Source organism: Halomonas sp., assembly GCF_014859505.1.
Lineage (GTDB): Bacteria > Pseudomonadota > Gammaproteobacteria > Pseudomonadales > Halomonadaceae > Halomonas.
Window position 1 is genome coordinate 1 of sequence record NZ_JACUUD010000060.1, and the last position, 18,235, is coordinate 18,235.

Sequence of the window (18,235 nt, forward strand, 5' to 3'; positions counted from 1 at the left end):
CCCATGGCCCGCATCAGGGATCAAATGGTACTCAGCCGGCCAGAGCCTGTACAGCAGCGAGGCGCACCACTTTGACAGCGCCGCGCCGCTTGCGTGTAATCAAGCTCCCCCCACCAACGCGCAGGAGACTTCCATGAGCGTGAGCATCGGCCAGCCGGTCCCCGACTTCACCGCCACCGCCACCGGTGATACCACCCTGTCCCTCGCCGAGTTCAAGGGCCGGCAGGTGGTGGTCTACTTCTACCCCAAGGCCAGCACCCCGGGCTGCACCACCGAGGGCGGCGACTTCCGCGACCGCAAGGCGGAGTTCGAGGCCGCCAACACGGTAATCCTCGGCGTCTCCCGGGACGGGCTCCGCGCCCAGGAGAACTTCAAGACCAAGCAGGGCTTCAACTTCGATCTGCTCTCCGACAAGGACGAGGCGGTGTGCGAGCTGTTCGAGGTCATCAAGCTCAAGAAGCTCTATGGCAAGGAGCATCTGGGCATCGAACGCAGCACCTTCCTGATCGACGCCGAGGGCAGGCTGGCCAGGGAGTGGCGCGGGGTCAAGGTACCGGGTCACGCCCAGGAGGTACTGGAAGCCGCCCAGGCGCTGCACAACGGCTGAGCCCCGCCGGAGGCCGCCCCGAAGGGCGGCCCTCCACACGTCCCCCTCGCTTCGCTCACTCCTGGGCCATGACCTCGGCCGCCTCCTCGCGCTTGTGTCGCTGAATCCCCCGGGGCCAGGCATAGACCAGCGCCTTGAGCAGGGTCGCCAGCGGAATGGCGAAGAAGATCCCCCAGAAGCCCCAGATCCCGCCGAAGAACAGCACCGCCACGATGATCGACACCGGGTGCAGGTTGACCGCCTCGGAGAACAGGATCGGCACCAGCACGTTGCCGTCCAGTGCCTGGATGATACCGTAGGCGATCACCACATAGGCGAACTCGCTGGTCATGCCGAAGTGGAAGCCCGCCACCGCCGCCACCGGCAGGGTCGCCACCGCCGCGCCGATGTAGGGCACCAGTACCGAGAAGCCTACCAGCACCGCCAGCAGCGCCGAATAGGGCAGCCCGAAGTAGGCGAAGGTGAGAAAGGAGACGGTGCCCACGATGATGATCTCGATGAACTTCCCGCGCACGTAGTTGGCGATCTGGACGTCCATCTCCTGCCAGATGCGGGTCATCAGGGCACGCTTCTGGGGCAGCAGCGAGAGGGTGAAGCCCACCAGGCTGTCGCGATCCTTGAGCAGGAAGAAGACCAGGATCGGCACCAGTACCAGGTAGATGATCAGCGCCAGCACGTTGCCCAGCGAGGCCAACGACAGGGTCAGGGCACGCTGGCCGAACTGGGTCATCTCGCGCCCGGCCACGGCAACCCAGTTCTGGATCTGGTCGGGGGTGATCAGCTGCGGATAGCGCTCCTGGAGGTCGTCGAGCAGCTGCTGACCGCTGGCGAACATGCGCGGCGTCTCCTGCACCAGCCCCACCAGCTGGTTCCAGATCAGCGGCATCAGGATGAAGGCCAGCGCCAGCAGCAGGCCGATGAAGCCCAGGAACACCAGGGCCACCGCCAGCAGGTGGGGCACGTGGCGGCGTTGCAGCCAGCTCACCGCCCCCTGCAGCAGAAAGGCGATCACCAGGGCGGTGAGGAAGGGCGCCAGCATGCGCCCGAGAAAGATCACCGCGGCGAAGCCAAGCACCAGCAGGACCAGCAGGATGACCGCCTCCTCGTCGGAGAAGTAGTGATCGATCCAGCCCTTGAAGACAGTCCGCAGGGTCATGAAGTGCCCTCCGCGCCCTTGCGGATCCAGTAATGGTAGACGTCGCCTCGCGCCTCGCGCTCCAGCATGTCATGGTGGCTCTGGGCAGTGAATGTCTCGAAGTCCTGCCAGGAGCCGGCGTCGGTGGCCACCACCTCGAGCAGCTGGCCAGGCGCCAGGCGCGCCAGCGCCTGCTTCGCCTTGAGCAGCGGCAGCGGGCAGGGAAGACCGCGGGCATCGAGCAGGTCGTCGGGTTGCAGGGCCATGATCTCTCCCGGAACAATGAAGGGGTGGGGTGTGCGAGCCTGCGCCGGATGGCCGCGCGGCACGGAAGCCCTTGGGATTTAAAGGCACTTTACCGGCTGAATCAATGTCAGACCATGGGCCACCCCGGCCCACCACTGGAGACTCCGAGCATGACGCGCCGTTTTCCCCGACTCGCCCTCGGCGCCCTGTGCCTGGCGCTGGCCCTGCCCGCCACCGCCCAGTGGACCCAGCCCCAGTGGGACAGCGCCGCCGGGCTGCCGAGCCTGGCCAGCGGTGACAGCCAGGCCGCCAGCGGCGAGGAGTTTCGGCTCGGCCGGGCCTGGCTGCGGCAGTTCCGGGCCCGCGCGCCCCAGTGGCAGGACCCCATCGCCCAGCACTACATGGAGTCGATGGTCACCCGCCTGCTGCCCCACAGCGGGCTCGGCGGCAGCCAGCCCCTGGTGACCCTGGTCGACAGCCGCCAGCTCAACGCCTTCGCCGTGCCGGGGGGCATCATCGGCGTGAATGCCGGCCTGTTCGCCTTCGCCGAGGAAGAGGCGGCAATTGTCTCGGTGCTGGCCCATGAGCTGGGCCACCTCTCCCAGCGCCACTACGCCCGCGGCCAGGCCCGCGCCGAGCAGACCCAGGTGCCCGCCATGGCCGCCATGCTGGCCGGCATGCTGATCGCCGCCGCCGGCGGCGGCGATGCCGGCATCGGCGTGGCCATGGGCTCCCAGGCCGCCTTCATCCAGGACCAGCTGGCCTACTCGCGGCGCTTCGAGCAGGAGGCCGACCGCATCGGCCTGCAGGCCATGGCCCAGGCCGGCTACGACCCCCAGGCCATGGTGAGGATGTTCCGCGCCATGCAGCGCATGGCCAGCCTGCAGGGCGGCAATCCGCCGGAGTTCCTGCTCACCCACCCGGTGACCGAATCGCGGATCAGCGACACCCAGGACCGGGCCGGCCAGCTTTCGGTCCCCTCCCCTCGCGACGACGACCTCCAGTACCACCTGGTGCGCGCCCGCGCCCTGCTGACCATCCATGAGCAAGACCCTCAACTGGCCGTCACCCGGCTTGACCAGGACGACGTACCCCCGGCCGCCCGGCGCTACCTGAGCGCCCTGGTGGAGGCCCGCCGGGGCAACACCAGCGGTGCCCTCGCGACCCTTGACGCCCTGGCCCGCCAGGAGCCCGACCTGGGCCTGCTGCCCGCCTCCGCCGCCCTGGTGGCCTTCGAGGCCGGCCGCTATGACGACGCCATAGCGCGCAGTCGCCGCCTGCTGAGGCTGATGCCAGGGCACCTGCCTGCCACCCTGGTGCTGGGTGAGGCGCTGCTGCAGCGCGACCCGGACGAGGCGTGGCGGGTGCTGCGCGAGCTTTCCGAGCGGCGCCACGAGGACCCGCAGGTATTCACCCTGCTGGCCCAGGCCGCCGGCCGCAGCGGCCGCGAAGCCTGGGGCCACCTGGCCCGGGCCGAGCAGTTGCAACTGAACGGACGCATCAGCGAGGCCATCCGCCAGCTCGAAGTGGCCCGGCAGGTGGCCGAGCGGGAGGGAGACGCCGCGGCTACTGCCCGCATCGAGCAGCGCCGCGAGGCGTTCATCGGCTATCGGGAGACGCTGGAGAAGTTCTAGCGCTCAGCGCCTTCGATCAGCGCTGGAAGTTCAGCATCCGCTCCAGGGGCTTGAGCGCGGCCAGGCGCAATGCGTCATCGACGAAGATCTCGCCGGAGCCGTGGCGCAGGGCGTCGGCCAGGTTGTCCAGGGCGTTCATCGCCATCCACGGGCAGTGGGCGCAGCTTCGGCAGGTGGCACCGTTGCCCGCGGTGGGCGCCTCGAACAGGGTCTTTTCGGGCACTGCCTGCTGCATCTTGAAGAAGATGCCGCGATCGGTGGCCACGATCAGCTTGTCGTTGGGCAGCTCCTTCGCCGCCTTGATCAGCTGCGAAGTGGAACCCGCCACGTCGGCCAGCTCCACCACCGAGGACGGAGACTCCGGATGCACCAGCACCGCGGCCTCCGGATAGAGCGCCTTGAGCTCCTCGACCCCCTTGGCCTTGAACTCCTCGTGGACGATACAGGCACCGTCCCAGAGCAGCATGTCGGCGCCGGTCTTCTTCTGGATGTAGCCGCCGAGATGCTTGTCCGGCGCCCACAGGATCTTCTCGCCGCGGGCCTGGAGCTCCTCGATCACCTCCACGGCGATCGACGAGGTGACCACCCAGTCGGCGCGGGCCTTCACCGCCGCCGAGGTGTTGGCGTAGACCACCACGGTGCGGTCGGGGTGCTGGTCGCAGAAGGCGCTGAACTCATCGGCCGGACAGCCCAGATCCAGCGAGCAGGTCGCCTCCAGGGTGGGCATCAGCACCCGCTTCTCCGGCGAGAGGATCTTGGCGGTCTCGCCCATGAAGCGCACCCCGGCCACCACCAGGGTATCGGCCTCGTGGCGGGCGCCGAAACGCGCCATCTCCAGGGAGTCGGCCACGCAGCCGCCGGTCTCCTCGGCGAGTTGCTGGATGGCATCGTCGGTGTAGTAGTGGGCCACCAGCACGGCATTTCTGGCCTCGAGGAGCCGCTTGATCTCCTCGATGAGGGCATCGTCCTCGGCGGGAATCCGGGTGGGGCAATAGGTGCGGGTCAGGTACTCGTGTACCTCCGCACGGGAAGTCATGATCGTCATCGTGTCTACCACTGTGACTGGCAGGGGCTCCCCCTGCATGATCGGGTGCATCGTGGCTCGCGCGCTCCGCGCGGACGATGCGCCTGGGGCCAACCCTTGCGTCTTTCGCCGTGGTCGACCCGAGCCTCTATTCTAGACGAGAACGGTGGGGTATTGACCAGTCCCGACCAGAAAATGAGCGCATGGGAGATATGGGGGCTCCACTGGGCAGGATCAAGGGCACGCGAAGCGCTTGCGACATCGATCGCGACGGTGTGGCAGCGCACCGACGGCGACCCGGCGCCCTGTCAGCATCATGCTACCGATGCTTCACGATACCGTGAAGGCCGGGCAGTGACGCGAGGTCACCATGTCAACCATCTCCGAGCACAGCGCTCCTGACACTTCCACGTTCGAGTCGTTCACGCGTTTACCCGAGCGCGAACCCAGCGAGCAGCAGCACGGCTACCCCTTCAAGCCTCACCGTATGCCTGAAGCTCCACTCGAGTCGGACCGTGACGATAAACACGATGAGGAACTCGACGGGCCTGCCAGACATCCCAACGAAGGCGACGATGAATTGCTAAGCGAGGAAATTGACGGAATCATCTACGACATACCCTCATGATATTCCGGCTGGCGAGGCCTTGACGAAGCGCGCCAGCCAAACATGACGACAAAAGCCCGGCCTGATATTGTCAAGCCGGGCTTCCACACTACTTCGATTACATCAACTGGCAATGACATCGTGGAGTCATTTATTCCTTTGACGCCTTCTTGATATCGCTCTTGACATCTCCGTATTTGGCCTCAACCTTGCCAGCCTGCTTTTCGGCCTTGCCCTTGTACTCCGTCTCCTTGTTGCCGGTCGCCTTGCCGACAGCCTCCTTTACCTTCCCCTTGGCTTCCTTCGCACGACCTTTCACCTGATTCTTGTTCATGAGCCGACCTCCAAGTGACTGTTCCATTTGGGTTCTACCTCTCGCGATGAAGTGATAAAGATTCAAGGCGAAGGCTACCAATCCCAATGTAGTTGATACTCGTCGCACGGTCTGTGTGGCATCGAACTTAATTGTAGTGATTTTTTTCGGATCAACGGCGGTCTCAATGCCCCTCGACATATCAGGATAAAGACCCTGGACTACAACAGTAAGGATCCCCTGGCTAGAAAAAATTCTCATACCCACCCGAGTCACAATAAGCTATAATGAATCTAATAGCCAAATAGCAGGTCAGGTCTTTCATATGTCAAAGACGAGTATTGAACCCAGGGTCTATGCACAGCTGCGAGACAAGGCCGAAGAGCAGTTGCAGGCAGGCACGACTGCGTCACAGAGCCAATGGTCGGTGGGCGTTGACGCCCTTCGCCTTCTGCACCGGCTCTCCAGCAATCCCGAAAGTGCGGAAGACGCCCTCAAACTGCTCCATGAATTGCAGGTGCATCAGGTGGAACTTGATCTGCAGATCGAGGAAATCAGCGACAATGAAAGAGCGGTTGCCGACGAATTGAGTCTTTATAGAAAGCTTTTCGACTTCGCCCCAGTTGGTTATCTTCTCATCGATTTCGAGGGCAACATTATTCAAGGTAATCTTGCCGCCGCCGAACTCCTTGGTGCTGGACGTGACGATCTTGACGGACACCCCATCGCGACGTTCCTGCCCGCCCGGAGCCGGCCGTTGCTGCTTGGCCTCCTGGAACGTGTCAAGCAGAGCGGCGCCCGTGATCACTGCCAGGCCGAGGCGGGAGGTGGCGCGCATGGCTCCCGGCACTTGCAGTTCCTGGCATCACTCCCCGCGGGGGGCGAGCATATTCTGCTGGCCTGCTGCGAATGCGGCAATGCAGATATCTCGAGCAAGACGCTCCATGGCTAGTCGCTCCATATCATGGCTGCCTTGACCCCTGGCAACACGCCGATGACACCCCAGGAAGCTTTACGCATCCTGGGTATTGGTGCGTCCGCCGGGGGGCTGGCGCCGTTGGAAGAATTCCTTGCCAGGATACCGCCCAACAGCCACCTGGCCTATGTGGTGGTGCAGCATCTCGATCCCACCCATAAGGCGTTACTGCCCGAGCTGCTCCAGCGAGTCACCCCGATGTCGGTTCGACAGGCGACCCATGGCATGCCCATCGAGCCGGACTGCGTCTATGTTATTCCGCCGAATACGGAACTCAGCGTTATCGACGGCTTGCTGAACCTGGCAAAACCCATGGAACCCAGAGGCATGCGCCTGCCTATCAACGTGTTGTTCTCTTCCCTGGCCCGCGCCCAGGGAGATCGCGCCATCGGCGTGGTACTCTCCGGCATGGGCTCCGACGGCACCCTGGGCCTGCAGGCAATCAAGGCCGTAGGCGGACTCACGGCGGTGCAACAGCCCGACACGGCACAGTTCGATGCCATGCCCAGAAGCGCCATCTCCGCAAGCTGCGCCGATATCATTGCAGCTCCTGGCGACTTGCCCGCCCGCATACTGAGCTACCTCGCCCAGGCTCCCTCCAACGGGGTTTCGGCAGAGCCAACGACAGAGCAAGAGTCCGAATCGACGCCCTTGCAGCACATATTCCGACTGCTTCAAGAGCGAACCCGGCACGATTTCTCCCTCTACAAGCACAGCACACTGCACCGCCGCATCGAGCGACGCATGGCGATACATGAAATCACCACCTTGACCCTTTATGCCGATTTCCTGGAGCATAACCCTCAGGAGATCGACCTCTTGTTCAAGGAAGTGCTCATCGGAGTGACCAGTTTTTTCCGTGATGCCCAGGTCTGGGAGCATCTAGCGAATATCACCCTGCCGGAATTGCTCGCGAGACAGGGCAACGAGCACCACCTTCGCGCCTGGGTAGTCGGCTGCTCGACCGGTGAAGAGGCCTATACCCTGGCCATGATCTTCATGGAGACATTGGACACGCTACCACGCCCCCATGACTTCACCCTGCAGATCTTCGCCTCCGACCTGAGTCCGGATGCCATTTCCACTGCTCGCCGCGGACATTATCCCACCGACATCGGCAGCAGTGTCTCGGCAGAGCGCCTGGCTCGCTTTTTCACTGTTGAGAGTAACGGCTATCAGATCAACCGGGATATCCGCGACCTGGTATTGTTCGCCCAGCAGGATGTGGTGCTTGACCCACCCTTCACTCGCCTGGACCTTATTTCCTGTCGCAACCTGCTGATCTACTTTAACCAGAGCCTGCAACGCAAACTCATCCCCCTCTTTCACTACAGCCTGCGCGCCGGAGGGATACTGTTGTTGGGGAGTTCTGAAACAATAGGACGCTACACTCAGTTGTTTTCCCCTATCGAATCCAAGCTGAGGCTTTACCGGCGCCAGGATAATGTACAGAACATTGACATCCGGTTACCGGTAAAGTCGTTCCCTCCCCTGGCCAGGATAGCCAAGGAGATTTCCGTGTCACCCAGTAGCGCATCCTCTCACAAGAATGAAAATCTGCAAGCGGCAGCTGATCAAGTGTTACTGCAGGTGTATGCCCCCGCCGCAGTGGTGATCAACGATGAGGGTGATATCGTCTATATCAGCGGTCGCACGGGAAAGTACCTGGAACCCGCCGCCGGCAAGGCCAACTGGAATTTTTACGCCATGGTGCGAGAAGGCCTGCGTACACCCATCGCCAGCGCCCTGCGCCAGGCAGAAACCCAAAGCGAGCCGTCACACTTGGCAGGACTGCAGGTACAGCTGCCCGGCGGGGTCACGCAGCACGTAGATATCACCGTACAGACGCTGCGAGAACCTGCCGCCCTGCGTGACATGAAGATGATCGTGTTCCGCGACATCGCCCCGGCGCATGCCGACTCGGCCGGGAAGAACACATCGAAAACAGACTCGAAACAGTCTCTTGCCACGGAGTTGCAACAATACCAGGATGAGATTCAGACGCTGAAGGAGGAAAACCGTGCCTCTCAGCAGGAGTTACAGGCAGCCAACGAGGAGTTGCAGTCGACCAATGAGGAATTGCAGTCAACCAATGAGGAACTGACCACGTCGAAAGAGGAAATGCAGTCCATGAACGAGGAACTGCAGACCATCAACGCGGAAATGCAGACCAAGCTCGATGACCTCGCCCTCGCCCAGAGCGATATGAAAAATCTGCTCAACAGCATCGAGATAGCCATACTGTTTCTCGACCAGAACCTGCACGTGCGCCGCTACACCGAAAGGGCATCAAAGATCATCAACATCCGGGAAAGCGATGTTGGTCGTCCCCTCAGCGATCTCACCTCCAGCCTGCTGTATCCAGAACTCAACGACGATGCCCTTGTCACTCTTAACACCCTGGAATTTTCGGAGAAACAGATCCTCACCACCGACGGCCGCTGGTTCACGGTAAGGATCATGCCCTATCGCCGGCTGGATAACGTGATTGACGGAGTGGTGATCACCCTTGTCGATATCACTGCGACCAAGGAGCTGGAACAGACCCTGCGCAAGAATCTGGAATCATGAACCACAGGGCACTGCGAATCGCGGATTACCTGCCCGAGGCTTTACCAAAGACCAGCAATCCCATACCGGCCACCGCAGCCGCCGCGCCAAGGATAATATACCAGATGGTGGCATCAGTGAATCGGCCGGTGACGGCCTCCGTCACCTGATCGCCGAGGCTCTGGGATGACTGATATGCGAAGAATAGCAGGATGACGCCCACGACGATCAGCACAAGAGCGAGTATTCGGTTAGCGGCCATTTCCATTCTCCCTGTTATTACAGCAATCAATTATTAATTTCCAACGTCAATTTTCGAGGGGGGCCCATTGCAGGTTAAGATGAGCGTGGATTATTTTTCATGTGAAATAGCCTGAGAGGCATGGTTGACCCGGATAGTCAATACTATCCAGGTCTTCCAAGCTCAGCGAGCTGAGCTGATCGATCACCTGGTGTAAAAAGTCTCGACAGTCGAGTTCCAACTGGCATCAGCCATATTCGGCCATTTATCCTTGTCAAATCCCGGCGCATCTTTCAAGCGCTCGGCATCTACATCGAGAATGAAACGCCTGTTTGCTTCATCGTGCTTCAGGGCCTTCCACGGAACAGCAAACAGGCGATCCCCCATACCCAGGAACCCCCCCGACGCCAAAACCGCATAACGTATCTTTCCCTCGTTGACATCGAGCATAATATCCTGAATCTTACCCAACTCTTCATTTTTCATGTTATAGACATCGTCGCCAGTCATTGTTGACGCACTCAATAACATGCCCCCGACCTGGCTGTCATCGACGGAGACGAAACTACCACTCGGCTGAACCTTTGAATCGTTCATTTCTTATCCTTCCTAAAATTGCAGTTGATATATTTCAACATGGCTCCAACCTTGCCGCCATGTTTCCCGGCAACACCCTTCTGTTCCGAGCGATTGCCCTAGGCAACTCCTTTGGACTTATCATCACCCGTTCTGTTTTTCACCGGATTCCTGCACATGAGCGGATCTCCAGTTGACTGTTGACTTGGCCTTTCCTCTCACCAGCAACTTAAATAAATCCAGAGAGTGGTTTAAAGCTAACGGTAGATGATGGCGAGGTCTGTGCGGTGGCATACAGAGGGGAACTAATTTTTCAGCCAGCCCTCCTGGCTAGGCCGTGACAGCGGGCGACACTGTGTGTGGTAGCGCACCGAAAGATCCGTCGCTTGTGCCTACGCTAAAAAAACATCAAATGGACGACTCTCCTGACCAGGGGGATACGGCATCTTTCGCCTATGAAAATAATACGCGACTCATAGATGGCTCAGAGCCTGCCAGATCTTCGCATAGAGGCAATGAATCCCCATGAGCTCAGAAAAGAGAGCCTATATCGACCTTGCAGCCGGTGAGAAACGGTTGCTTCGTTACACCATTGTCGCCCTCAGCGCCGTCACTCTGGTGACCACCATCGTGTTTATCATCTGGGTTTTCGGGCAAATCCTCGCCGCCCTGCACGCTCTGGTATTTCCCCTGGCCATGGCCGGCGTACTTGCACTTGTCCTGTTTCCGGTTGTGGAACTGTTCGAGCGTCACTTGCGCATGAATCGACTGGGCGCCGTGGTCTCCTTGTTTGTGGTCATGTTTGGCCTGTTTCTTTCGCTGATGGTGCTGGTCCTGCCCACGGCCATCTATCAAGGCAGCCAGTTCATCCAGTCCGTGCCAGGGATAGCCGAGCGCGGACACGAAAGCCTGTCCTACAGCTTCCCGAAAGCGTTTCCGATAGTCGAAGATGCCATCTCCAGAATGGATATCCAGTCGATGCTTCCGGATGCCGAGGAAGCCACCGACCGCACAATGAAATATCTAGGATTCCTGGTGGGTCTCGGTTTCGTCCCCCTCTATCTTTTCTTTGCGCTGCTCTCCGGAAATAGCCTGAAGGAGAATATCAAAGGCATGCTGTTTCTGTTCACCGACAAGAGGCAGAACGAGGTGCTCTACCTGGGTCAGGTCTTTATCGATTATGTCACCGCCTTTTTCCGGGGACAGCTGACCATCGCCCTGATCATGGGCGTCATGATGGCCATCGGTTTTACCGTCATCGGTCTCGAGGCAGCGATTTACATCGGCCTCGTGCTTGGTCTGTTGAATATCGTGCCTTATCTGGGCTTCATTGTCGGCGTCGTGACCGTCATGCCCATCGCTTATTTTCAGCCCGACGGTGGCAGCCAGCTTGTCATGTTGGTGCTGGCGGTTATCGCTGTCACACAGCTGGTGGAGAGCGTGCTCCTTACCCCCAAGATCATGGCAGACCGCTCGGGACTGCATCCGGCTCTGGTGGTGATCTCGATCCTCTTCTGGGGGATTGTGCTGGGTGGTGTCGTAGGCATGATCCTTGCCGTTCCCCTGACGGCGTTCTTGCTAACCCTCGGGAGGCATGTGAAAAGCCAGCTACCTACCGCGATATGGACCGATGAACCCGAACGGCTGATACTCACTGATACTTTTGGCGACAATAATCGCCAAACCTGACGAGGCAACGATGCCCGTCTACATGGCAACCAACGAGGCTACGACCATGATGAAATCAGGCGACCATGAAACCACCGATCAAGTTGCTGGAAAGGCTCACGAAGCGCTGAACCGGGCCGCCGAGACCGCTGGCAAGGCCGAGGAGTATGCTCGGGAGCACGCCTCCCATGCCGATGAGCGTATTCGCGAGGCGACTGCCCATGGGCGCCAGCGAGCCGATGATCTACTCGAACGTGTGACCGGCTACGTCCGCGACAAGCCACTGCTGTCTGTCGGCATGGCCTTTATCGCTGGCGTGCTGTATACGTCGCTGACGCGTCGCCGTTAACTTCCGTTGTCCATCGCATCGAAGATGGCACTTCGGTGCATGAGAATTTTTGATCAACCAGCTATCGAGATAAGCCGTGGAAAATCATATCACCAGTTCTTGGCAAACAATTTTTCATGGCTTATTTTCCCAATATCTGTCTCCATTCATCGTCTTCATTTCACATCACCGCATCCAGTAAACAACAAATACTTACCATAATTTACGCTTGATTTACCTTGGATTTTTCCTTGATTTTTTCAGTATATCTTGGACTGTGTGGGGCATCGCACCGACGAGTCGCCATCCAATGACCAATATGACGTGGCATTACCGCAACACGAGAGCTGCGATACGAGAACTGCTCTCTCGACCCAGCAGGGTCCAGAAGACAGACATGAATCTGTGGAGAAACATCATGAAGAAGCTAACTACATTTATTCTTTCCGCCGCTTTTGTCCCGGCATTGGCACTCAGCATGACGGTGTCAGCAGACAAGCATGACACCATGAAGGCCGACGGCCAACAGCGTGCCCATCAGCAGGGCGTCGGCGAGCAGATGATGGGTAGTCAGCATATGAAAGGTAAGCCCGCTGGAGCGTTTTATGCCGACGACATCATCGGCAAGAACATCAAGCAGCGCAGTACAGATGAGGAAATCGGCGAAATTCAGGATCTGGTCATCGGCGAAGATGGCCGCATCGTCGGCGTCGTGGTCAAGACCGGCACCTTCCTGGGCCTCGGCGGACAGGACGTTGGCCTGAGCTGGGACCAGATCGACCACGTCGTGGAAGATGACGAATCCCTGTTCTATACCGACGTTGACGAAGACACCCTGCGTGAATCGCCCGAGTTCGAGCGCGATTGATCCAACCACCGTTATCTTTGATCCGACCCAAAGTCAGCGGGGGCACAACGTGCCCCCGCTGTCTTCAGTAGTGGTCAAGCAAGCCGTCATTCCTGGATCTCGTTGCCATTCCCAAGGATGATGGCTAATCCTCATGACTCCGAAGGCTTCATCCTGCGCGTGCCAGCCGATCTCATGAAGCGCCTCCGCCGGTGATTACCCGAAGGTAGAGACTGCGGTCGGCGACATAGCAGCCACAGGAGGCCTCGATCAGCCCCTCTCGGTCCAGCACCACGATATCGCCGCGGTGATAGCTGATCAGCCGGCGTGCCTGAAGCGCCATGGCGGCCAGGGTGATTCCGGCACGACGCACTCCCAGCATCATGGCCAGAAACTCATGGGTGAGATGCAGCTGATCCGAGTGCGCACGATCCTGGGTCATCAGCAGCCATCGCGCCAGGCGCGCCTCGACCAGATGGTAGTGGGTACATGCCGCCACCCGGGACAGCTGATGGATGACCACATAGAGATATCGCTCAAGAAGCCTCTGCAGCGCGGGGCTCTGCTCGAGGTGCCGGACGAAGAGGCCCAGCGGCATGCGCAGTGCCGTTCCGGCCCCCTGTACCAGGGCAAGCCAGGGTGACTCATCGACCCCCAGCATCAGGGGGGTTCCCAACATCCCTTCACTGCCAACCATCGCCACTTCCAGCAACTTCCCGTCACTAAGGCTGGCAATCTGGGAGATGAAGCTGTCGAGTGGAAAGTGGACATGCAGGATGTTCCCACCCTGCTCGGTGATCACCTCACCAAGCATCAGCTCGATGACCTCGCAATCGGCAAGAAATGATGCCTTTTCCTGACGCGGCAGACTGTCGATCAGGTAGTTAGACATCGAACCAAGGGGTAAAGGGTTCATGCGTACGCTCCTGGTGGAAAGCATCGAAAATCGGCACATGGCAAGCCATCAGAGAATCACCAGCAGGCCCATCCCCTGACACTGACATATCCACCCTCAGAGCTCGGTGCGCCAGGAGACACACTCGGGTCACGCGCGGCTCGAGCCCCCGGCTCGGCAGGAGCAGAGGCCTTCAGTCGGGTAGCTGATAGTCCAGCAGGCGGTCGTACTCCTTCTTGACGACCTCATAGCATTCACAGACCCGAGCCTCCAGGCCGGGTCTGTCCAGAATGGTGATATGCCCGCGGTGGTAGGTGATCAGGCCGGCTTTCTGCAGCTTGCCGGCCGACGCGGTGACCCCCTCTCGACGCACCCCAAGCATGTTGGCGATCAGTTCCTGGGTCATGACCAGTTCGCTTGTCTGCAAGCGATCCAGGCTCAGCAACAGCCAGCGGCACAGTTGCTGATCCAGGCTGTGATGCCGGTTACAGACCGCCGTCTGTGCCATCTGGGTGATCAGTGCCTGCGTGTAACGCAGCAGCAGTCTCTGCAGGATACCCGCACGATAGAACTCTTCCTTTATCTGCCCCCCCCTGAGGCGATAGGCGCTGCCGGAACTCTGCACGATGGCTCGGCTCGGCGTCGTTTCTCCCCCCATGAACAGCGAGATGCCGACGATCCCCTCGTTTCCGACGACGGCAATTTCCGTCGAGTTTCCATCTTCCATGACGCAAAGTAACGATACGATGCAATCCAGCGGAAAATAGACATAGTGCATTGTCTTTCCCGACTCGCCCAGACAATCCCCGAGTTTCAGATCGACCCATTCCAGGTTGGACGTCAGGCACTGGTAGTCTTCATCCGGCAGCGCCGCCAGCAGGTCGTTCTGACGAGGATGATGCTGCGGATTCGCCAGAGAACGTTTCTGACGGGGGTTATTCTGCGCGGACATGATCCGTACTCCTTTACCGGACAATCTTCCTGACGGCAGGAGCCATCAAGGAGAGGACGTGACGCTGATGTTCGACGCGACCAGCTCAGTCTAGCCTTGCGGACCTCACCGCGGCGAGCCTCACGAAAGGGTCGGCAGACGGCTCTGCAACGCAGCTGATATCACATGCCCATGATTTTAAACAGTAAATATTATTTCCACGCCTCCAACTGACAACCACCTCGCAACAGTGATCATTCCATCGTAGCTTGGCGCAGCCACGCTTTCATGCTTGCGTACGCTATCGCACAGAAGCGACGCCGTCACGGGACTAGGCTTCGGGAAGACCGTCCTGGTTCCAGGGATTGGGTCATGCCGATCCACGGAGACTCGTACGCAGGCGGAAAGGAGGCCGATTCATGCCAGTGCCAACGTTCTTGATCATCACGCCCCTTGTCTCACGGAATCAAGCGCCGCATCGAGCCGCTCTGCCCCTGGCCATCATCCGGGAGCTCGACTCACGGAAGATGCGCATTCTTGGGCCTTGCACATGAGAGAGGACTCGATGCTTCATCAGCGACCCTCCGCCTCCCCTCGCGCCGAGTACCCGGTCTGGCTGGACCACGCCCAGACGAAAGCCTCGAGACGAGACGTCGCCGTAGCGCGGCATTCCGACGCGGTCCCCGTCAATATCGAGAAACCCTGGGCCAGGGTGGCCCTCGACGCCGTTGTCGATGCGGTGCTGACCGTCGATCTTCAGGGTACGATCATCTACATGAACCGAGTGGCCGAGACCCTGACGGGCTGGTCGGAGCTGGAGGCCATCGGCAAGCCCCTCTCTCGAGTACTCAAACTTGTCGATAGCAGGACACATCAAGCCACCCTTACCTCCGGGCGACGCGCCATCGAGGAGAACAGAGCGGTGGGCCTCTCCCTGGACTGCGCGCTGGTCCGCCAGGATGGCAGCAGGCTCGAGATCGAGGATTCCGCGGTGCCCATCCATGACCCGTCGGGTCGCGTCAACGGCGCCGTGATCGTGTTCCGCGATGCTTCCATGTCGCAGGTCATGCTGGAGAGGATGGCCCATCTCGCGCAGCATGATGTCCTGACCGGCCTGCCCAATCGTGCGCTGATGACGGAACGACTCTCCCGCGCCATCGGCCTGGCCCGACGCAACCGGCATCTGGTCGCCCTGCTCTACCTTGACCTTGATGGCTTCAAGTCCATCAATGACAAGCTCGGCCATGCCGTGGGGGACGGTCTGCTCCAGGAGGTCGCGTGTCGTCTTCGCAGTTGCATGCGCGATATCGACACCGTCTGCCGGCAGGGTGGTGACGAATTCGTGATCCTGCTTGCCCAGATCAGAAAGCGCGAAGATGCCTGCAGGGTCGCGGAAAAGCTGCTTGCCGCGCTGGATAGACGCTTCCATATCCTGGGTCACACGCTCCACATCACGCTGAGCATCGGCATCAGCCTCTACCCGAATGATGCCGACGATGCCGATACCCTCCTGCATACCGCCGACCTGGCCATGTATCACACCAAGCGGAATGGCCGAAATGGACACCAGTGCTTCACGGCCGACATGAATACCCAGCTCATCCAGCGCAGGCGGACCGAGCCAGGTCTGCATCACCCCCCCCATCCGTCGCAGCGTTTTTTTGACTTCTAGCCGAATGTACGCCAGCGCACAGAAGGAATGCCTGTCAATCGATATGCTGTCATCAGTGGGGCAAGGAATAGCCTGTACAGGGAGTTGCACTTCGCGTCGCACGGACTGCGACGCCATCATGTCACGAACCATCCCGCCACATCCTGAAACAGGTCAGTGCGCAACTGAGGTACACATCATGAACAGTATCGTCTATATCGTAGGTGCAATCGTCATCGTGCTGGTGATTCTTTCCGTCCTCGGCCTTCGTTGATACAGGCGAGGCATGAGGCGAAGGGCAAGTCCGCACGGTGAGGTCCTGAGGCTGCATACATCAAGTGGCGGCCCACCTTCACTGGAGATGCCCCGTGATCATCATCAAAGGATTTCTACTGCTATTCCTCCTGGTCAGCCACATCGGGCTGGCCAACGCCGATTACGCCGAGGCCATGCGCCACTACGAAAGACAGGAGTACCGCCAGGCACTCCAGGCATTCGGTGCAGCGGCCAGGGGCGGCGACGCCGATGCCCAGTACATGCTGGGCCGTTTGCACGAGGCCGGCAGCGGTACGCCGCAGGACTTCGTGCAGGCCCACCAGTGGTACAACCTGGCCGCGGCCCGAGGTCATCGTCATGCCGCCCAGGCGCGCGATGCGCTGACCAGCCGCATGACGGCCGGACAGATCGCCGAGGCTCAGCAGGCGGCGCGGGCCTGGCAGCCGGAAGAGGCACCCTCACAGGCGACACCGCCATCGCGGCCCGATATCGAGACCCTGACGGATCGGCAAGGCATCGCCGAGATACAGCGCGAGCTCAATCGACTCGGCTATGACGCCGGGCCGGTGGATGGCGCCATGGGACGCCGGACCCGCAACGCGATACGCGAGTACCAGGCCGACATCGACCTGATCCAGGACGGTCACGCCACGGCCGATCTGCTCAGACGCCTGCGTCAGACGGAGAGGGAAGCGGTGACGGCACCGCCGCCCACCATCTCGCCTCGAATCGCCCTGCAGGATGACTTCGGCGACGGCGACTACCGTCGCAATCCTGCCTGGACGGTGCTCAGCGGTGATTTCGAGGTCGATGACAACGGCTTGCGCAGCATCGTGGCGACACAGCGGGCAGCCGATCGCGAATCGCGCAGGCTCAGCGCCGACCGACCGGAGGAGATCGGCCTGGCCATGCTGGAGCTGATTCTCGAGCAGACGGGCAGCGTCAGACGCGACGAGGTGCCCATCGCCGTGGAACCGGCACGCATCTTCGTCAATGCCCCGGTCGACAACGCCTTCAGGATGGACCTCCAGATCGCCTCCCGTCAGCGCTCTGGAAGCCTGGAGATGGGACTGTTCCAGGGCAGCCGGCCCACCGGCAACGGCTATCGACTGGTCTACTCTCCCGGCGTGAACCCGGGGCTCAGCCTGGTCAGGCTGACCTCGACAGGCGTCGAGGTGATTGCCCGCCACGAAGGCCAGCTCGACCTCGAGGACGGACGGTTCCACACTATCGTCTGGACCCGCGAGGAGAATGGAGAGATGCAGGTTCACGTGGATGATCAGCGCCTGCTGCGGGTGCGGGACACTGAACTGCGCGAGCGCTTCCAGGGCTTCGTGCTGGCCAATCAGGGGGGTGACTACACCCTGGGACGGGCGCGACTCCAGGATCGCTGATCGCTCGCGGCAATGCCCGACAACAGGGCTCGGCATCACGGCTCTGCGGGTGCCTTCGCTCATGATGAGCCACAGCGCCGAGGGAGAGCGCTGAGCCTGAGTCGAACGCAGAACTCTCCGAGGATGACGAAGAAAAACGCCGCCGCTTCCAGGGAAGCGGCGGCGTTTTTTCATGACTGGTGGGTCGTGTAGGATTCGAACCTACGACCAATTGGTTAAAAGCCAACTGCTCTACCAACTGAGCTAACGACCCATGCTTGCGTACAAGCCTTCAGGTCCGGATGGTGGGTCGTGTAGGATTCGAACCTACGACCAATTGGTTAAAAGCCAACTGCT

The 18,235-nt window shown here is 60.3% G+C and carries 18 protein-coding genes and 1 tRNA gene; 10 read left to right on the forward strand and 9 right to left on the reverse strand.

Annotation, left to right across the window (positions count from 1 at the left end; genetic code table 11):
• Positions 1–133: 133 nt before the first annotated feature.
• Positions 134–607, forward strand: a complete 474-nt coding sequence (locus IBX53_RS09535; RefSeq protein ID WP_290908483.1) for a peroxiredoxin — start codon at positions 134–136, stop codon at positions 605–607.
• A gap of 55 nt (positions 608–662) precedes the next feature.
• Here the strand turns inward: IBX53_RS09535 and IBX53_RS09540 are convergent, their stop codons facing one another.
• Together IBX53_RS09540 and IBX53_RS09545 are read right to left on the reverse strand one after the other, a co-directional pair.
• Positions 663–1,763 (reverse strand): AI-2E family transporter, encoded by a 1,101-nt coding sequence (locus IBX53_RS09540; RefSeq protein WP_290908486.1) that lies wholly within the window; start codon positions 1,761–1,763, stop codon positions 663–665.
• Positions 1,760–2,008: a sulfurtransferase TusA family protein gene (locus IBX53_RS09545; RefSeq protein WP_290908490.1), complete on the reverse strand. Its 249-nt coding sequence runs from the start codon at positions 2,006–2,008 to the stop codon at positions 1,760–1,762. Before IBX53_RS09545 ends, IBX53_RS09540 begins: the two co-directional genes overlap by 4 nt.
• A 150-nt stretch (positions 2,009–2,158) precedes the next feature.
• Here IBX53_RS09545 and IBX53_RS09550 point away from each other — a divergent pair, with 150 nt between their 5' ends.
• Positions 2,159–3,622 (forward strand): M48 family metalloprotease, encoded by a 1,464-nt coding sequence (locus IBX53_RS09550; protein WP_290908494.1) that lies wholly within the window; start codon positions 2,159–2,161, stop codon positions 3,620–3,622.
• Between the two features lie 16 nt (positions 3,623–3,638).
• Here the strand turns inward: IBX53_RS09550 and nadA are convergent, their stop codons facing one another.
• Positions 3,639–4,667, reverse strand: coding sequence for a quinolinate synthase NadA (nadA, locus tag IBX53_RS09555; protein WP_290908497.1), 1,029 nt, complete (start codon positions 4,665–4,667; stop codon positions 3,639–3,641).
• Positions 4,668–5,016: 349 nt separating this feature from the next.
• Here nadA and IBX53_RS09560 point away from each other — a divergent pair, with 349 nt between their 5' ends.
• Complete coding sequence (locus IBX53_RS09560) at positions 5,017–5,274, forward strand: hypothetical protein (RefSeq protein ID WP_290908500.1); 258 nt, start codon at positions 5,017–5,019, stop codon at positions 5,272–5,274.
• Positions 5,275–5,404: 130 nt separating this feature from the next.
• On the opposite strand, the gene IBX53_RS09565 is transcribed toward IBX53_RS09560, so the two are convergent.
• Positions 5,405–5,587 carry a CsbD family protein gene (locus IBX53_RS09565; RefSeq protein WP_290908502.1) on the reverse strand — a complete coding sequence of 61 codons (183 nt, stop codon included), beginning with the start codon at positions 5,585–5,587 and terminating at the stop codon, positions 5,405–5,407.
• 304 nt (positions 5,588–5,891) lie between these two features.
• Here IBX53_RS09565 and IBX53_RS16255 point away from each other — a divergent pair, with 304 nt between their 5' ends.
• Together IBX53_RS16255 and IBX53_RS09575 are read left to right on the forward strand one after the other, a co-directional pair.
• A complete protein-coding gene (locus IBX53_RS16255) occupies positions 5,892–6,518 on the forward strand; it encodes a PAS domain S-box protein (RefSeq protein WP_367171552.1) in 627 nt (208 codons plus the stop codon).
• A 12-nt stretch (positions 6,519–6,530) separates the two neighbouring features.
• Positions 6,531–9,113, forward strand: coding sequence for a chemotaxis protein CheB (locus IBX53_RS09575; RefSeq protein WP_290908506.1), 2,583 nt, complete (start codon positions 6,531–6,533; stop codon positions 9,111–9,113).
• A gap of 25 nt (positions 9,114–9,138) precedes the next feature.
• On the opposite strand, the gene IBX53_RS09580 is transcribed toward IBX53_RS09575, so the two are convergent.
• Positions 9,139–9,354, reverse strand: a complete 216-nt coding sequence (locus IBX53_RS09580; RefSeq protein ID WP_290908508.1) for a DUF3185 family protein — start codon at positions 9,352–9,354, stop codon at positions 9,139–9,141.
• Positions 9,355–9,537: 183 nt separating this feature from the next.
• Positions 9,538–9,930: a PRC-barrel domain-containing protein gene (locus IBX53_RS09585; protein ID WP_290908510.1), complete on the reverse strand. Its 393-nt coding sequence runs from the start codon at positions 9,928–9,930 to the stop codon at positions 9,538–9,540.
• A gap of 504 nt (positions 9,931–10,434) precedes the next feature.
• Between IBX53_RS09585 and IBX53_RS09590 the strand changes: the two genes are divergently transcribed.
• From IBX53_RS09590 to IBX53_RS09600, 3 genes are all read left to right on the forward strand, one after another.
• A complete protein-coding gene (locus tag IBX53_RS09590) occupies positions 10,435–11,598 on the forward strand; it encodes an AI-2E family transporter (protein ID WP_290908512.1) in 1,164 nt (387 codons plus the stop codon).
• A gap of 10 nt (positions 11,599–11,608) precedes the next feature.
• Positions 11,609–11,926 (forward strand): hypothetical protein, encoded by a 318-nt coding sequence (locus IBX53_RS09595; protein ID WP_290908513.1) that lies wholly within the window; start codon positions 11,609–11,611, stop codon positions 11,924–11,926.
• Positions 11,927–12,323: 397 nt separating this feature from the next.
• Entirely contained in the window at positions 12,324–12,773 is a 450-nt protein-coding gene (locus IBX53_RS09600; protein ID WP_290908515.1) for a PRC-barrel domain-containing protein, read from the forward strand.
• Between the two features lie 172 nt (positions 12,774–12,945).
• Here IBX53_RS09600 and IBX53_RS09605 read toward each other — a convergent pair whose 3' ends face one another.
• Positions 12,946–13,668 (reverse strand): Crp/Fnr family transcriptional regulator, encoded by a 723-nt coding sequence (locus tag IBX53_RS09605; RefSeq protein WP_290908516.1) that lies wholly within the window; start codon positions 13,666–13,668, stop codon positions 12,946–12,948.
• A 172-nt stretch (positions 13,669–13,840) separates the two neighbouring features.
• Positions 13,841–14,599, reverse strand: a complete 759-nt coding sequence (locus IBX53_RS09610) for a Crp/Fnr family transcriptional regulator (protein ID WP_290908517.1) — start codon at positions 14,597–14,599, stop codon at positions 13,841–13,843.
• Positions 14,600–15,143: 544 nt separating this feature from the next.
• On the opposite strand from IBX53_RS09610, the gene IBX53_RS09615 reads away from it, so the two are divergent.
• Both IBX53_RS09615 and IBX53_RS09620 read left to right on the forward strand, forming a co-directional pair.
• On the forward strand, positions 15,144–16,250 hold the full coding sequence (locus tag IBX53_RS09615; protein ID WP_290908519.1) for a diguanylate cyclase: 1,107 nt from the start codon (positions 15,144–15,146) through the stop codon (positions 16,248–16,250).
• A 347-nt stretch (positions 16,251–16,597) separates the two neighbouring features.
• Positions 16,598–17,899: a peptidoglycan-binding protein gene (locus tag IBX53_RS09620; protein WP_290908520.1), complete on the forward strand. Its 1,302-nt coding sequence runs from the start codon at positions 16,598–16,600 to the stop codon at positions 17,897–17,899.
• Positions 17,900–18,076: 177 nt separating this feature from the next.
• Here the strand turns inward: IBX53_RS09620 and IBX53_RS09625 are convergent.
• Positions 18,077–18,152, reverse strand: a tRNA-Lys gene (locus tag IBX53_RS09625).
• Positions 18,153–18,235: the final 83 nt, after the last annotated feature.

What these genes read in the sequence shown, in the direction of transcription:
- IBX53_RS09575 (WP_290908506.1), top strand. Translation starts at nt 6,531, where the DNA reads ATGGCTGCCTTGACCCCTGGCAACACGCCGATGACACCCCAGGAAGCT.
- IBX53_RS09615 (WP_290908519.1), top strand. Translation starts at nt 15,144, where the DNA reads ATGCTTCATCAGCGACCCTCCGCCTCCCCTCGCGCCGAGTACCCGGTC.
- IBX53_RS09545 (WP_290908490.1), bottom strand. Translation starts at nt 2,008, where the DNA reads ATGGCCCTGCAACCCGACGACCTGCTCGATGCCCGCGGTCTTCCCTGC.
- nadA (WP_290908497.1), bottom strand. Translation starts at nt 4,667, where the DNA reads ATGACGATCATGACTTCCCGTGCGGAGGTACACGAGTACCTGACCCGC.
- IBX53_RS09535 (WP_290908483.1), top strand. Translation starts at nt 134, where the DNA reads ATGAGCGTGAGCATCGGCCAGCCGGTCCCCGACTTCACCGCCACCGCC.
- IBX53_RS09585 (WP_290908510.1), bottom strand. Translation starts at nt 9,930, where the DNA reads ATGAACGATTCAAAGGTTCAGCCGAGTGGTAGTTTCGTCTCCGTCGAT.
- IBX53_RS09600 (WP_290908515.1), top strand. Translation starts at nt 12,324, where the DNA reads ATGAAGAAGCTAACTACATTTATTCTTTCCGCCGCTTTTGTCCCGGCA.
- IBX53_RS09610 (WP_290908517.1), bottom strand. Translation starts at nt 14,599, where the DNA reads ATGTCCGCGCAGAATAACCCCCGTCAGAAACGTTCTCTGGCGAATCCG.
- IBX53_RS16255 (WP_367171552.1), top strand. Translation starts at nt 5,892, where the DNA reads ATGTCAAAGACGAGTATTGAACCCAGGGTCTATGCACAGCTGCGAGAC.
- IBX53_RS09560 (WP_290908500.1), top strand. Translation starts at nt 5,017, where the DNA reads ATGTCAACCATCTCCGAGCACAGCGCTCCTGACACTTCCACGTTCGAG.
- IBX53_RS09595 (WP_290908513.1), top strand. Translation starts at nt 11,609, where the DNA reads ATGCCCGTCTACATGGCAACCAACGAGGCTACGACCATGATGAAATCA.
- IBX53_RS09580 (WP_290908508.1), bottom strand. Translation starts at nt 9,354, where the DNA reads ATGGCCGCTAACCGAATACTCGCTCTTGTGCTGATCGTCGTGGGCGTC.
- IBX53_RS09550 (WP_290908494.1), top strand. Translation starts at nt 2,159, where the DNA reads ATGACGCGCCGTTTTCCCCGACTCGCCCTCGGCGCCCTGTGCCTGGCG.
- IBX53_RS09565 (WP_290908502.1), bottom strand. Translation starts at nt 5,587, where the DNA reads ATGAACAAGAATCAGGTGAAAGGTCGTGCGAAGGAAGCCAAGGGGAAG.
- IBX53_RS09590 (WP_290908512.1), top strand. Translation starts at nt 10,435, where the DNA reads ATGAGCTCAGAAAAGAGAGCCTATATCGACCTTGCAGCCGGTGAGAAA.
- IBX53_RS09540 (WP_290908486.1), bottom strand. Translation starts at nt 1,763, where the DNA reads ATGACCCTGCGGACTGTCTTCAAGGGCTGGATCGATCACTACTTCTCC.
- IBX53_RS09605 (WP_290908516.1), bottom strand. Translation starts at nt 13,668, where the DNA reads ATGAACCCTTTACCCCTTGGTTCGATGTCTAACTACCTGATCGACAGT.